Consider the following 13,584-nt stretch of genomic DNA (forward strand, 5'->3'; position numbering starts at 1 on the left):
CCCGCTACGAGGTTTCCTCTCCCTGGCCTGTACACGTGGGAGAGGAGCGGGGTGGCGAGTGCTATGCGAACTCAGCGACCCCGTATCAGTCCACCTCGAACCGGACCACTCGCTCGCCCGCCGTCACGAACAGCGACCGTCCGCCTCTCCCGAACGCCACGTTCGACGCGAGGGGCTCCACGTCGACGCGCTCCTGAAACTCCCCCTCGGGCGAGAACACGTACACCCCGCCCGGCCCGCCGCCGACGACCGTCCCGTCGCTGGCCACCGCCAGCCCGTCCGGCATCCCCGTCTCGTACGTTGCGTCTGGTGTGTCCAGGAGCGTGCGCGGCGGACCGAACGTGCCGTCGGCGCCCACGTCGAACGCGACGTAGCGGCCGTGCGGCGGTTTCGAGTTGGTCGCGTAGGCGGTCCGACCGTCAGGCGAGAAGGCGATCCCGTTTGGCGCGTGGAGCGCGTCCGAGGCCAGAGTCACGGCGCCGGTCGCGGCGTCGACGCGGTAGATCCCGCACACGTCGGTCTCGCGGCGCGGGTCGTCGAACGTGTCGTCGAGCCCGAACGGCGGGTCGGTAAGGTAGGCGGCCCCCGAGGCCGGGCACACCGTGACGTCGTTGGGCGAGTTCAGACGCCGCCCGCGCACGCGCGTTACCAAAGGCCGCCGGGTCCACCGCTCCTCGTCGAGCACGAACACGCCGCGCTCGCCGTGCGAGCACAGCAGGAGGCGGCCGTCGGCGTCGAGGGACAGGCCGTTCGCCCCGTGCTCCTCGCCAGGCGGGTGGGGGTTGGAGGTGCCGGACGGACGGAGGAACACTTCGCGCGTCCACGCCCCGCCCTCGCTGACGGGCGGGCGGAGCAGGAAGATGGTGTTTGCCTTGACGTCGCTCACGAGGAGGCCGTCTAGGCGGTCCACCCAGAGCGGCCCCTCCACCCAGCAGAAGTTCTCGGCGACGACAGTTGGAGTGTGCAGGACCATGTCAGTCGAACCGGCAGGGCGTCGTGGCGTCGCGCTCCGAGTCGAACTGAACGATCATCAGGACGGCCGGCTCGTCGCCCGCCGTGCCGGAGCGGTGACCGCTCTTGCCGCCCCGCTCGACCGTCCCCTGGTCCTCGCCGAACGAGATCTCGCCCGGCCCGAACGTGCGCCGCTCGCCGTCCATCGACTCCACCCACCAGGCGCCGGAGAGCGGGACGATCCACTGGGGCGCCGGGTTCTCGTGCCACGTGCCGGTCCAGCCGGCCGGCTGGACCGTGAACAGGACCGTCATGCCGTCGTGGTGCTTCTCCCCGAGCCACTGCGGGTCGGCCGGCGGCGAGATCGACTCCAACTCGAACGCCGTCATGTGGCAGAGCCGCTGCCGGCTCACGCCGTCGTCGTCGGTGTAAAGGTGCCAGTAGGGCACGCGCGGGCTCGTCGGGTCGTCGCTCATGGGTCGGGGATTCAGGTGTCGCTGCGCGTGTGGGACGGTAGATGTCGAAGCTCGGTCACGCTGTAGGCGTTCCGCCGCGTTCGGGAAGGTGCGCGGTCAGTGGTGGCGGTAATGTGGTGGAGACCCGACAAGTGAGGGGGTGACGGAGAACGGGTGCGTAGGACAAGGGGGAGCTAGGCGTTCGGTCAGCGCGTCGTCCAGGCTTTCTCGTTCTCGTACGCCCGCTGCTGGACGTCCTGCTGTCGCTCCGTCTCTGCGTGTTCTTGCTGCGCCTCGACCCGTGCCCCCTCGCCGGGCCGGCCGCGCGGCCGGCTCCTCAACTCCGCCACCCGATCCTCTTTCCCGTACAGGACGACTTTGTCGCCGACGTGGAGGCGGTACGAGCCGCGGGGCACGGCGGCGGCCGTCTCGTCGGGGCGCAGGATGGAGAGCACCGTGACGCCCTCCTCCGGCAGGTTCAGCTCCCGGAGCGTTTTGTTCGCCAGCCACGTGCCCTCCTCGATCTCGAACTGGACCACGCGAAACCCTTCGCGCAGGCGGAGCAGCGCCTCGTAGTCGCGCACGGTGAGGGTGGTGTAGCGCCGCAGGACGTGCTCGATCGCGTGGTCGAGCGCGCGGCTAAACCGTCGGTTCTTGAACAGTGCGAACAGGCCCACCACGCCGGCCACGAGGAGCACTACCCGCCGGAGCACGACGGTCGTGCCCGACGGTTCAGCAAAGGAGGCGATGCCCGTGCCGAGGATCGTCACCAGTCCCGCGCTGTGCAGGAGCATCAGGGTCATCACGATCCGCCGCCGGGCCGGATGCTTGGTGATGTTTTCTGCCTCCGAGGTGGTAAAGCCCGTGCCGGTCGAGACCGAGCGGGCCTGGAAGCGCGCCACGTCCTCGGACAGGCCCGTCAGCATGAGCGCCTTGGCGGCGATCTGGTTGATGAGCACCGAGAGCGTGACGAACAGCAAGAGCGTGAGCAGGGCTCCCATATGATCCCGGCCACCCGTGTCTGTTTGGGGTCCGTATCGAGGAGGCTTCGCGGACCCTCCCCGACGCACGGAACCGAGCGCCCGAGACGGACCCGCGCCTGGCGCGCCGGGCTAGGCCGACGCCTCGCAGGACTCGACCATCTCGCCGCTCGTGCCGTCGCTGTTGTGGCGGAAAAGCGTGCCCTCCGAGCCGACGCCCGCGCCCTGCGTCCACCACTCGAGCTCGTCGCCCACGTAGCGGGAGCCGCTGCCCGACACCGCGATCGTCATCGGGAGCGTCTGGCCCTCGTACTCCACGACGGCCGTCTCGGTCGTCGGGTAGGAGGCCTGGATCGTGCTCCCGCTCTCGCACGTGTACATCGTCTGCGGGGCGGCCGCGGCCGCGGGCTCCGCCGTCGGCTCGGGTGTGAGCTCAGCCGTAGTCTCGTTGCTGGGAGACGAGCACCCCTGAACGGCAGCGATGAGGAGGACGGTTAGGAAAAGACGCATGGGGAGTAGAGAGCGGGCGGCAGGACGGGTAGGCGCTCTGCCGCGAGAAGTAACGGGGATGAGGTTGTGTAACGTGACGGGAACACAACGGCTCCGCCGGGGCCGCTAGCGCCCCTCTTCGGCGGGCGCCCGAGGGCGGGGCGTGTGTTCAGTCGTTTGCGCCGGATGGCTCGCGCAAACGGTCGATCCAGGCCGCTAGCGCCACGAGGTAGCGGCCGAGGTACGTCCGCGTCGTCTCGTCAGTTAGCCGCCCATCGGCGTCGAACTTCTCGTGAGCGCGCGCGACCAGGACCTCCGGCTGCGGCATACAGAACGAGTTCGTGAACTCGAACGCCTGCCGGAGCTGGCTCTGCCCGCGCGCCGACCCCGTCATGCCCGGCGACGCCCCGATGATGCCAACCGGCTTGCCCCCCAGCGGCGCCGACCGCGGCGGCCGCGAGGCCCAGTCGACCGCGTTCTTGGTCACCGCCGGCACGCCGTGGTTGTACTCCGGCGTGACGATAAGCACACCGTCAGCGGCGCGGATAGCCTCCTTAAGGGCCGCCACGCGCTCCGGGTCGCCCTCGGCCTCCACGTCTGCGTTGTAGAGCGGGACGCCCCGGAGGTCGAAGACGTCGATCGTCATGTCCTCCGGTGCGAGCTCCTGCGCCGCCCGCAGGAGCGCGCGGTTGTAAGAGCCCGTGCGGAGGCTGCCGGCGAAGCCGAGGACGCGGGTCGGTGAGGGAGCGCTCATGGGCGGGGTGGGGTCGGGCGGTAGGAGCCGGGGGGAGGCCAGACGGTAGAGGCCGGGCGGGGTGGGGACGTAGGGGCCGCGAGGGCCGTCAGGCCGGAGGGGCCGACTCGCGCTCCAGCCCCGCCCGGTCCCAGTCTGCTAGGTCGGCGGCGGCCTCGTAGGTGCTCTGTAGGAACTCCATGAGCACGGCGTCCGGGTCATCGGCCGTCCGCACGGCCTCGTAGGGCAGCACGAACTCGCCCAGGTCGTCGTGGAAGTACGCCGCCGCGGGCTCGACCGCCCACTCCGAGAACCCCTCCGGCTGCGGGTACGCGTAGGCGTAGAACGCCGCCTCGCCCAACCCCGCGCCCGCCCAGAAGCCGGCGCTCGAGAGCTCGCGCGAGTACGCCTCCTCCATCACCCAGTCGGCGCAGTTGGGGACGCCGCCGGGGTGCGTCGGCGCCTCGCGGCCGGAGAACCGCGTGACGGCGAGGTCGAAGGCGCCCCAGAAGAAGTGGACCGGGCTCACCTTGCCCAGGAAGCGGGCGCGGAAGTCGGTGAACACGCGGTGGGCCTGGACGAGCACGCGCCAGTGGCGCTGCGCCGCGTCGGCGTCGTAGGCCGCGTGCTCCGTGTCGTCGGGGAACGGCGTCGCGTCCTCCAGCTCGACGGGCCGGGCTAGGATCTCGACCTCAATGCCCAGGTCGGCAAGCGCCTCGGTAAACGAAGCGTAGAACGCGGCGACGGTCATCGGGCGGAGCGCGAACGAGCGTCGCTCGCCCTGCGTCGTCGAGATGCTCAGCCGGTGGTCGACGAAGTCGAACTCGACCTCGAAGCCGCCCTGCGAGGGGACGAGCCCGGTCGAGAGCCCGCGCGCGGTGACGTAGAGCGGGACGTGCCACGAGTGGTTGACCCACGGCGTCCCCTCCATGCGGACCTTGCCGACGACCTGGGTCCAGCGGTGGAGCGTGTCGTACGTGTCCTGCCAGTCGTCGAGCGGGAGGGGCGGCCAGGTCATAGGTCGGTTGGAGGTGGGGGAGCGTGAGTTAGGAGCGCCAGACGGGCCGGGCTCGTGCAGGACCGGGTGGTCTGCGGCGTTATCGGCGCTCAGACGCCGTCGGCGTTCAGGCCGGGCGGGGCGGGGTGGTCGTTGGGCGGGCGGCCCCGCCGGCCACCGCGCGCGGGACCCCTCGCCATGGCACTAGTCACCGGGCTCAGCAGGCGAGGTAGTCCAGGAGCTCGCGCACGAACTGGACCTCGTCGTCCACGACCGCGTGCGTGCCGCCGGGGTAGACGCGCTTGGTCACGTCGCCGCCGAGGTCCGTCAGGACAGTGGCCGAGCGCTCCAGGCGCGCGAGCGGGATGTGCGGGTCGCGCTCGGCGCAGCCCAGGAACACGCTCGTGCCGGCCAGGTCGCCGTCGTACTCGAACGCCTTGTCGGGGTAGGCGCCGCCTGCGCCCGCAAGTTCTGGGCGGGGTGAGGCGTCGTCGGCCTCGGCCGTGCCGATGAGCGCGCCCGAGAGCGCGACCACCCCGCCCCAGCGCCGAGCGTGGCGCGCGGCGTACTCGGCGGCCAGGCACGCGCCCTGGCTGAACCCGCCGAGCACGATCTGGGCGTCGCCCACGCCGAGCGCGCGGGCGTCCTCGACGGCCCGCTCGACGGCCGCGAGCGCCCCGCTCAGCGCGGGCTCGTTGTCGGCGAGCGGGGCCAGGAAGCTGTTCGGGTACCACTGCGGCACCCCCTGGATCGTGCCCGCCTGCGGTGCGAGCACGCTTACGCCGGGCCGCGCGACCGCCTGCGCGAGCGGTTCGAGAGACGTCGCGGTGGCCCCGCGGCCGTGGCAGAGCACAAGGACCGTGTGGGGGGAGTCTGCGGAGACGAGCGTGTGGACGCCCGCGTCGGTGTGGGGGTCGGCGGTCATCAGTAGGGGAGGGAGAGGGGGGCGAGGCGGGCTTCGATGGCGGCCCGCTTGGGCTCGTACTGGGGCGGGAGCTGGAGCGAACGGCCCAGCTCGGCTTCTGTCTCGTCGGTGGCGAATCCGGGCGGGTCGGTCGCGACCTCGAAGAGGATGCCGCCGGGCTCACGCGTGTAGACGGAGTGGAAGTACTGACGGTCGATCTGGGGCGTCGGCTGGAGGCCCATCCCCAAGAGTACCTCGCGGACCTCGAGCTCGGCCTCGTCGTCCGGCACGCGGAAGGCGATGTGGTGGACGGTCCCGCTCCCGTTTCGGCCCGCGCCCTCGACGGCCTCGCACGAGAGGTCGACGTAGCGGGCATAGTCGGCGGTGTCGTTGACGAACCGGATCCGGCCGTCCTCCTGTCCCTGCTCACGGTAGCCATAGGCTTCCGTCAACACGCGCGCCGTCGCCTCGGGCGCGCGTGAGCAGAGCGTGACGCTGTGGAAGGCACCGAGCGCTTGGTCCACCGGAACGGGGCCGTCGGCCCACTGCCCGTCGGCTCCGTCGGTTTCGATCATCTCCAGGGTCAAGCCGTCTGGCGCGCGGAGCCGCAAGCCCGACTCGCCAAACCGCTCGAACCGCTCGCCCACGTCCTCGCCCGCCTCGGCGAATACGCTTTGCCACGCATCGATCGCGCCCGGCGCCACGGCGTAGGCCGTCGCTGTCGTCTCGCCCGGTCCCGGGCGGCCCGGTGCAGCGCCCGCCCACGGGAAGAACGTGAGCACGGAGCCCGGGCGGACATCGCCGTCGGCGTAGTAGAGGTGGTAGGTGCCGGGGTCGTCGAAGTTGACCGTCTTCTTGACGAGCCGGAGGCCGAGGCGGCCGGCGTAGAAGTCGACGTTGGCCTGGGCGGCGCCCGTAATGGCGGTGACGTGGTGGAGCCCGGTGACGGGGGAGGACATGGTCTAAGCAGGTAGGACAGAGAAGAGCGGGCGCCCCGGCATGGAACGCCCGCCGATGCGCTCAGCGGAGCGGCTAGCTCGCGGTGAGCTTGTCGGTGTACTCGACCAGGCGGCGGGCCTGATGCCGAACCGCCGCGAGCGACTCGTCCGACACGCCCGAGCCGTCGGCCGTCACGGTCGCGCCGTAGGGGTTGCCGCCGGCCGCGAAGATGGCGTCGTCGGTGTAACCCGGCGGCACCAGGATGCAGCCCCAGTGCATCGCCGTGATGTAGAGCGTCTGGAGCGTCGTCTCCTGGCCGCCATGGGGGTTCTGGGCGCTCGTCATGGCCGTGAACGTCTTGTTCGCAAGCCCGCCCTTCTGCCAGAGCGGCCCGAGCGTGTCGATAAACGATCGCATCTGGCTCGTCCCGCCGCCGAAGCGCGTGGGCGACGAGAGGACGTAGCCGTCGGCCCACTCCATGTCGTCGGGCGTGGCCTCGGGCACGTCGGAGGTCTTCTCCTGCTGAGCCTTCCAGGCATCCTGGGCGTCGATGACGCCCTGGGGCACGGTCTCGCGCACCTTGCGGAGGCGGACCTCGGCGCCGGCGGCCTCGGCGGCCTCCTGGGCGGCCCGGGCCATCTGGTGGTTGTGGCCGTAGGTGGAGTAGTAGACGACGGCGATCTTGCTGGGCATGGGGCGAGGAGTTGTGAGACGGGAACGACGCCGGCACAAACGCTGGCGTCGTCTTCCCTCCAACACAGCGAGGCGTGTCGCGGTCCCGTCCGATCCCCCAGATGCCGTGTCCCGTCGTCCAGAAGTGGCGGGGTGGGACCAGGAACGGGGAGGACGGTGCGGGATACCAAAGGACCTCCACTAGATCGTCGTCCATGGACCCGCTCTCCCTCGCGCTCGCCGCCACCGACGTCCGCAGCGTGGCCCACGTCGCCGCCGAGCTGTCGGGGCCGTGGGCGCTCCAGGCCTCGCCCGAGCCGGGGCAGGCCGACCTCGTGCTCGTCTCGTCCGGGACGGCCGTCGTGGAGGCGGCGGGCGGGACCGTCACGCTGGACGCCGGCGCGGGTGCCGTGCTGCCGCGCTCGGTGCCCTACGTCGTGCGGTCGCCGCGTGGTGCGGCGACGGCGGCCGTAGCCATCGACGCGGTGACGGGCGCGTGCCCTGCCGAACGGTTCGAGCGCGTGCGCCACGACGCGCAGGGCCAAGAGAACGGCGCGCCGTCCGACGGCGTGGCGCCCGACCACGTCGTGCTGGGCTCGCTCCTGATCGAGGACACGGCGGCCAGCCCGCTCATCGCGGCGCTGCCCCCCGCCCTCGTGCTGCCGCCGGAGGCGGCCCCGTGGGCGAGCCAGACGCTCGCCCTTATCGCCGACGAGTCGCAGGCGGGGCGGCCGGGCGCCTCGGCCGTCGCGGCACGACTCGCCGAGGTGTTCCTGCTCCAGACCGTCCGCGCCTACGTCGAGGGGCTCCCCGAGGTCTGCCCTGACGGCGGCGACCGGTCAAGCTGGCTGCACGCGCTCGCCGACCCGGACCTCGGGCGGGCGCTCCTGGCGATCCACCGCGCGCCCGAGCACCCGTGGACGGTCGAGGCACTCGCGGCCGAAGCGTATATGTCGCGCACGACGTTCGCGACGCGATTCACCGAGGCCGTCGGGACGCCGCCGCTCCGCTACGTCGCGAGTTGGCGGCTCCACAAGGCGGCCCGGTCGCTCCGGCGCGGCGCGGCCGTGTTCGAGGCGGCGGCCGACGCCGGCTACGGGTCCAAGGCGTCGTTCTCGAAGGCGTTCAAGCGCGCCACGGGCGTCTCGCCGAGCGAGTACGGCGGCGACGGCGCGGCCGGGTTGCCCGAGATGGGGCCGTACCTCGACGCGGTAGAACTCGCGCCTTCGGTGCGACGTGGCGCGACGTCGAGTTCGTAGAGCGCCAGTGGCCGGGCCTTCCCGCGCACGGCGACCTCAACCCTCGTCACGCTCGCGCCCTCTCGGACCTTGTCGTGGCGGGTAGATCCGCGTAGGCAAGGTCCGCGGCGGCGTCGGGCGCGCGCGTCCTGTGCTGGAGCACCCCCGAACGCCCCGCCCCGCCCGAGAGCCAGCGGTGGGCCGCCCGCTACTCCGGGCCGTCCGAACCGTCGAGGAGGGTCGGGGCAACGGCGGTCCCGGGCGGGAGGAGGACGCCGGCGAGGAGCCGGAGCTCGGCCTCGGCCCGCCGCGCCTGGTACACCGCCTCGACCCGGCGCGTGCGGACGTCGACGAGCGTGAGCTGGATCTGGCGGAGGTCGACCGGCGTGATGAACCCGAGCCGGAGCTGGGCGAGCGCCACGCGGACGTTCTCGCGGGCGACCCGCTCGTTGAGTGTCTCGAGATCGGCGAGCGCCCGGAACCCGCGGGCCGTCGAGGCGAGCCCGGCGGCGCGGGCCGCGTTCGCCAGCCGCTCGCTGGCCGTGAGGAGCTCGGCTTGGCGGAGGTCGATCCGCGCGTTCTCGAGCCGCCGCCGCCGCTCGCCGCCGTCGTAGATCGGGAGCGACGCCGTGACCCCGTACCGCAGGTCCGGCCCCACCGTCGGGGCGAGCGCGGGCGGGAAGAACCCGCGGTCGAACACGGTCAGCCCGACGCCGCCCGCCGCCCGCACCGTCGGCCGGTAGTCCGAGCGGACCTGGGCGACGGCCTGGGCCGCCACGGCCTCGGCCGCCTGGAACGCCGCGACGCGGCGGTTCCCCGCGCCGGCCTCCGCCACCAGGGCGTCGAGCGCGGGCGGGGCGCCGAGCGCGAGCGTGTCGGTCACGACGACGGCCTCGGGGTCGGGGAGGGCGAGCAGGCCGCCCAGCTCCGCCCGGGCGCCCGCGAGCTCCACCTCCTCGCGCAGAAGGAGCGCCCGGTCCGCGTTGTAGTCCGCCAGAGCCAGGGCCGCGTCGATCTCGGCGGACGTCCCAATGCGGACTTCGGCCTGCGCGATCCGCAGCCGGTCCTCAGAAACGGCCACGGCCTCGGCGCGCGCGGCCGCGAGGTCGGCCTGGCGGGCGGCGTCGAGGTAGGCCGCGGCCACGTCGAGGGCGAGCGCCTCGGCGTCGGCGTCGGCGAGGAGCGCGAGGCGGCGGGCCTCGGCCTGGAGCCGCCGGTACGTCGCCGCCCGCAGCCCGCCGTCGTAGAGCGTATAGCCCAGCGTGAGACCCGCGTCGAGCGCCGTCGACGACCGCGTGCCACCCGCCCCGCCCAGGCCCACGCTGTCCGCCCCGCCCCCGCCGAACGTGCTGCTCCGCGAGCCGGCGAGGCCGGCCGTCGCGTCGAGCGTCGGGAGGTAGCCCGCGTTCCCGCGCGTCACGTTGTTGACCGCCCGCGCGCCTTCGAGCACCGCGACCGCGCGGTCCGGGTTCTGGAGGAGCGCAACCGTGACGGCCTCGTCGAGCGTGAGCCGGACGGCGCCGGCCGGCGCGGCAAAGTCCGGGAGCGGCGGCTGCGTGGGGAGCGTGGCGCCGTAGAGCCGGAGCGAGTCGGGGAGCGGCGGGATCGAGTCCTGGCGGAGCGACGGGAGCTCCTGGGCGCCGGCCGCCCCGCCCACCATGAGCAGGGCGAGAGCGAGCGCAGCCTTTATGCCGAGCCACCCCGCCCGGTACCCTCCGCTTTGCGGCCGGTCGCGGGCGGGCATTCGCCCGCCCGGCTCCCAGGCTCGAAAAGCTGTCCTTATCAAAGGGGACAATCTGAGCGCCCGCTGAGCGGAGCCGAAGGCGCAGCGATGGGCGCTCGGACGGGGGGTGCGCCGCGCACGGTCGCGCCCGCCGCGAGCGGGACGGGGCGGGGTGGGCGCACGGAAGGCCTCTCGCATCTCGGTCTCGCTCACGATGCCTCCGCTGAGCGCTCGTCCGCCGGGGGCGGGGCGGCCTCGGCCGGCGCCCCGTCGCCGCCCGCCGCCCCGCCCGCGCGCATCGGCGGGTCGTCGGGGAGGTCGCCCGTCGCGCCGTCGCCGGCCGCCCCGCCCGTGGTCTCCGCTCCGTCCCCGGTCTCCGCCCCGCCCTCGGCCAGCGGGTCGTCGGTCTCCTCGCCCAGCGACGGGTGGACGTCCGCGCTCGCTAGGTAGGTGTAGAGCGCCGGGATGACGTAGAGCGTGAGGAGCGTGCCGACCAGGAGCCCGCCGATGACGGCGAGCCCCATCGGCACCCGGCTCTCGGCGCCCGACCCGAGCGCGAGCGCGATCGGGAGCGTCCCCAGGACGGTCGAGAACGCCGTCATGAGGATCGGCCGGAACCGGGCCGCCGACGCCTCCTCGGCCGCCTCGCGACGGTCGAGCCCCTCAGCCCGCTTTTGCTTGGCGAACTCGACGATCAAGATGCCGTTTTTCGTGACGAGCCCGATAAGCATGACCAGCCCGATCTGGCTGAACACGTTGATCGTGCTCCCGAACACGTACAGCGCCCCGAGCGCGCCGACGAGCGCGAGCGGGACCGTCAGGAGGATCGTCACCGGGTCGCGGAAGCTCTCGAACTGGGCCGCCAAGACGAGGTAGATGAGGACCAGCGCGAGCCCGAACACGACGAAGATGGACCCGCCCGCCTCGCGGAAGTCGCGGCTCTGCCCGTCGAGGGCCGTCGAGAACCCGGCCGGCAGCGTCTCGTCGGCGATCCGCTCCATGGCCTCGATGGCGTCGCCGAGCGAGACGCCCTCGGCCGGCTCCGCCGACACCGTCGCCGCCGTAAAACGGTTGAAGCGGTACAGCTGGGGCGGGGCGGCCGACTCGGTCAGCGTGACGAGGTTCGAGAGCGGGATCGGCCGGCCGTCGGCGCTGCGGACGAAGATGCCTTGCAGGTCGTTGGGCGTCGCCCGCGCCTCGCGCTCGAGCTGGCCGATGATCTCGTACTGCTCGCCGCCGCGCGTAAAGTACCCGAACCGGCCTTCGGAGAGCGCGACGGCGAGGGCCTGGGCCACGTCGAGCGGGGCGATCCCGAGCGCCTGCGCCCGGTCGCGGTCGACCTCGACCTGGAGCTCGGGCTGCGTAAACTCGAGGTCGGCCCGCGCAAACTGGAACGCGGGGTCCTGCGTCGCCCGCTCCATGAACGCCGGGAGCGCGTCCTGGAGGGCGGGGAGGTCGGGCGCCTGGATCACGAGCTGGACCGGCGAGCCCCGGCTCGACGACGTCGAGATCGTGGCCGGCTGGCTCACGTTCACGCGCGCGCCCGGCAACGTCTTGACCGCCCGCTGGACGGCGTTCGCGATCTCGTCCTGGCTCCGCTCGCGGCCGTCGGGACCGACGAGGATGAGGTTGGCGAACGCCGAGTTGACCGAGCCCGACGACCCGAACCCGGGCGAGGTGACGGAGATGAGCGCCTCGGTCTCGGGCACCTCGCGCTGCAAGAGCGCGATGAGCTCGTTCGTGTAGGCGTCCATGTAGGCGTAGCCCCGCCCCTGCGGCGCGTTCGCGAACAGCCGGATCTGCGAGCGGTCCTCGGCCGGCGCCAGCTCGCTTTCGAGGTGCGTAAAGAGCCACCACGTTCCCAGCCCGGCCGCCGCCATGACGACGAGCGAGAGCCACCGGACGTCGAGAAAGTGCTCCAGCGTGGTCCGGTACGCCCCGTTCAGACGCTCGAAGGCCGGCTCGGTCTTCCGGTAGAGCCACGGCTTTCGGTCGCGCTTTTTGAGCAGCTTCGACGAGAGCATCGGCGTGAGCGTGAGGGCCGCGAACGACGAGATCACGACGGCCGCGGCGATCGTCAGCCCGAACTCGCGGAAGAGCGCCCCGATCACCCCGCTCTGGAAGATGATGGGGAGGAAGACGGCGACCAGCGCGAGCGTCGTCGCGATGACGGCGATGTAGATCTCCTTCGTCCCGGCAATCGCGGCCGGGACCGGGTCCATCCCGCCCTCGATCTTGGCGTAGATGTTCTCCAGCACCACGATCGCGTCGTCGACCACGAGCCCGATCGCGAGGACGAGCGCGAGGAGCGTGAGCACGTTGATCGAGAACCCGGCGAGCGCCATCACCCCGAATGCGCCGACGAGCGAGACCGGGATGACGAGGACGGGGACGAGCGTCGTCCGCCAGTCGCGGAGGAAGCCGAAGATGACCAGGACGACGAGCCCGAGCGCGATAAAGACCGTGTTGCGGACCTCGGCGATCGAGGCCCGGATGGGCTCCGTGTTGTCGAACCCGATGCCCAGCTCGATCCCGTCCGGGATGTCCTGTTCGATGCCCTCGATGCGGTCGTAGAACTCGTCGACGATGTCGATGGAGTTGGCGTCGGCGAGCGGGCGGAGCACGACGCCGACCATGGCGATCCCGTCGCGCTTGAGGACGGTCCGCTGGTTCTGGGCCGCCAGCTCGACGCGGCCGACGTCGGAAAAGCGGACGAGCGTGGTCCCGTCGTTTTTGAGCACGAGGTTCTCGAACTCCTCGGTCGTCGCGATCCGCGTGAGCGGGCGGATCGTGAGCTCGACCTGGTCGCCCTCGATGATCCCGCCCGGGAGCTCGACGTTCTGCTCCTCGACGGCCCGGCGGACGTCGCCCGGCGTGAGCCCGTAGGCCGCGAGCCGCACCGGGTCCATCCAGAGCCGCATGGCGTACCGCTTGTCGCCCCAGATGTCGACCGAGGCCACGCCGTCGATCGTCTGGAGCCGCTCGGCGAAAAAGTTGTCGGCGACCTCGGAGAGCTCGAGGAGGTCGTGCTGCTCCGACGACAGGTTGAGGAAGACGACGGGCTCGCCGTCGGCGTTCGACTTCGAGATGACCGGCTCCTCGGCCTCGTCGGGGATCCGGCCGCGCGCCCGGCTCACGCGGTCGCGGACGTCGGCGGCGGCGGCGTCGAGGTCGGCCCCGAGGTCGAACTCGACGCGGACCGTGCTCCGGCCCTGGTTGCTGGTGCTCGTGATCGAGCGGATGCCGTCGATGGCGTTGACGGACTCCTCGATGGGCTCGGTCACCTGGCTCTCGACGACGGCCGCGTTCGCGCCCCGGAGGTCGGTCCTGACCGAGATCACCGGCGTCTGGACGATGGGGTACTCGCGGACCCCGAGCTCGAGGTACCCGATGGCCCCGCCGATCAGGATGACGAGCGAGAAGACGGTCGCGAGGACCGGCCGCCGGACGGAGACGTCGTAGAGCGAGGCCATCGGCTAGGCGGGGCGGGGGAGAGGGGCGGG

General features: G+C 72.3%; 12 protein-coding genes. 1 reads left to right on the plus strand and 11 read right to left on the minus strand.

Annotation, left to right across the window (positions count from 1 at the left end; all coding sequences use genetic code 11):
- Positions 1-85 precede the first annotated feature (85 nt).
- The 9 genes from RQM47_RS08550 to wrbA form a co-directional block, all read right to left on the minus strand.
- Positions 86-973: an SMP-30/gluconolactonase/LRE family protein gene (locus RQM47_RS08550; protein ID WP_314008503.1), complete on the minus strand. Its 888-nt coding sequence runs from the start codon at positions 971-973 to the stop codon at positions 86-88.
- Between the two features lies 1 nt (position 974).
- Positions 975-1,427 (minus strand): hypothetical protein, encoded by a 453-nt coding sequence (locus RQM47_RS08555; RefSeq protein ID WP_311662511.1) that lies wholly within the window; start codon positions 1,425-1,427, stop codon positions 975-977.
- Positions 1,428-1,612: 185 nt separating this feature from the next.
- A complete protein-coding gene (locus RQM47_RS08560; RefSeq protein ID WP_311662510.1) occupies positions 1,613-2,407 on the minus strand; it encodes a TrkA C-terminal domain-containing protein in 795 nt (264 codons plus the stop codon).
- Between the two features lie 111 nt (positions 2,408-2,518).
- A complete protein-coding gene (locus RQM47_RS08565; protein ID WP_311662509.1) occupies positions 2,519-2,896 on the minus strand; it encodes an MliC family protein in 378 nt (125 codons plus the stop codon).
- Between the two features lie 148 nt (positions 2,897-3,044).
- The gene (locus RQM47_RS08570) at positions 3,045-3,629 is read right to left on the minus strand and encodes an NAD(P)H-dependent oxidoreductase (protein ID WP_311662508.1); all 585 of its coding nucleotides are present in this window, start codon (positions 3,627-3,629) and stop codon (positions 3,045-3,047) included.
- A gap of 88 nt (positions 3,630-3,717) precedes the next feature.
- Positions 3,718-4,626: a DUF5996 family protein gene (locus RQM47_RS08575; protein ID WP_311662507.1), complete on the minus strand. Its 909-nt coding sequence runs from the start codon at positions 4,624-4,626 to the stop codon at positions 3,718-3,720.
- A 196-nt stretch (positions 4,627-4,822) separates the two neighbouring features.
- Positions 4,823-5,530, minus strand: a complete 708-nt coding sequence (locus tag RQM47_RS08580) for an alpha/beta hydrolase (RefSeq protein WP_311662506.1) — start codon at positions 5,528-5,530, stop codon at positions 4,823-4,825.
- Positions 5,530-6,468: a ring-cleaving dioxygenase gene (locus RQM47_RS08585; RefSeq protein WP_311662505.1), complete on the minus strand. Its 939-nt coding sequence runs from the start codon at positions 6,466-6,468 to the stop codon at positions 5,530-5,532. Before RQM47_RS08585 ends, RQM47_RS08580 begins: the two co-directional genes overlap by 1 nt.
- 73 nt (positions 6,469-6,541) lie before the next feature.
- Positions 6,542-7,141 carry an NAD(P)H:quinone oxidoreductase gene (gene wrbA / locus RQM47_RS08590; RefSeq protein ID WP_311662504.1) on the minus strand — a complete coding sequence of 200 codons (600 nt, stop codon included), beginning with the start codon at positions 7,139-7,141 and terminating at the stop codon, positions 6,542-6,544.
- A gap of 194 nt (positions 7,142-7,335) precedes the next feature.
- Here wrbA and RQM47_RS08595 point away from each other — a divergent pair, with 194 nt between their 5' ends.
- Positions 7,336-8,379 (plus strand): AraC family transcriptional regulator, encoded by a 1,044-nt coding sequence (locus RQM47_RS08595; protein WP_311662503.1) that lies wholly within the window; start codon positions 7,336-7,338, stop codon positions 8,377-8,379.
- Positions 8,380-8,566: 187 nt separating this feature from the next.
- Here the strand turns inward: RQM47_RS08595 and RQM47_RS08600 are convergent, their stop codons facing one another.
- Both RQM47_RS08600 and RQM47_RS08605 read right to left on the minus strand, forming a co-directional pair.
- Positions 8,567-10,102 (minus strand): TolC family protein, encoded by a 1,536-nt coding sequence (locus tag RQM47_RS08600; RefSeq protein WP_311662502.1) that lies wholly within the window; start codon positions 10,100-10,102, stop codon positions 8,567-8,569.
- A 188-nt stretch (positions 10,103-10,290) separates the two neighbouring features.
- Positions 10,291-13,554: an efflux RND transporter permease subunit gene (locus tag RQM47_RS08605; RefSeq protein WP_314008505.1), complete on the minus strand. Its 3,264-nt coding sequence runs from the start codon at positions 13,552-13,554 to the stop codon at positions 10,291-10,293.
- Positions 13,555-13,584: the final 30 nt, after the last annotated feature.

Source organism: Rubrivirga sp. S365 (assembly GCF_032248475.1).
Lineage (GTDB): Bacteria > Bacteroidota > Rhodothermia > Rhodothermales > Rubricoccaceae > Rubrivirga > Rubrivirga litoralis.

What these genes read in the sequence shown, in the direction of transcription:
- RQM47_RS08550 (WP_314008503.1), bottom strand. Translation starts at nt 973, where the DNA reads ATGGTCCTGCACACTCCAACTGTCGTCGCCGAGAACTTCTGCTGGGTG.
- RQM47_RS08555 (WP_311662511.1), bottom strand. Translation starts at nt 1,427, where the DNA reads ATGAGCGACGACCCGACGAGCCCGCGCGTGCCCTACTGGCACCTTTAC.
- RQM47_RS08560 (WP_311662510.1), bottom strand. Translation starts at nt 2,407, where the DNA reads ATGGGAGCCCTGCTCACGCTCTTGCTGTTCGTCACGCTCTCGGTGCTC.
- RQM47_RS08565 (WP_311662509.1), bottom strand. Translation starts at nt 2,896, where the DNA reads ATGCGTCTTTTCCTAACCGTCCTCCTCATCGCTGCCGTTCAGGGGTGC.
- RQM47_RS08570 (WP_311662508.1), bottom strand. Translation starts at nt 3,629, where the DNA reads ATGAGCGCTCCCTCACCGACCCGCGTCCTCGGCTTCGCCGGCAGCCTC.
- RQM47_RS08575 (WP_311662507.1), bottom strand. Translation starts at nt 4,626, where the DNA reads ATGACCTGGCCGCCCCTCCCGCTCGACGACTGGCAGGACACGTACGAC.
- RQM47_RS08580 (WP_311662506.1), bottom strand. Translation starts at nt 5,530, where the DNA reads ATGACCGCCGACCCCCACACCGACGCGGGCGTCCACACGCTCGTCTCC.
- RQM47_RS08585 (WP_311662505.1), bottom strand. Translation starts at nt 6,468, where the DNA reads ATGTCCTCCCCCGTCACCGGGCTCCACCACGTCACCGCCATTACGGGC.
- wrbA (WP_311662504.1), bottom strand. Translation starts at nt 7,141, where the DNA reads ATGCCCAGCAAGATCGCCGTCGTCTACTACTCCACCTACGGCCACAAC.
- RQM47_RS08595 (WP_311662503.1), top strand. Translation starts at nt 7,336, where the DNA reads ATGGACCCGCTCTCCCTCGCGCTCGCCGCCACCGACGTCCGCAGCGTG.
- RQM47_RS08600 (WP_311662502.1), bottom strand. Translation starts at nt 10,102, where the DNA reads ATGCCCGCCCGCGACCGGCCGCAAAGCGGAGGGTACCGGGCGGGGTGG.
- RQM47_RS08605 (WP_314008505.1), bottom strand. Translation starts at nt 13,554, where the DNA reads ATGGCCTCGCTCTACGACGTCTCCGTCCGGCGGCCGGTCCTCGCGACC.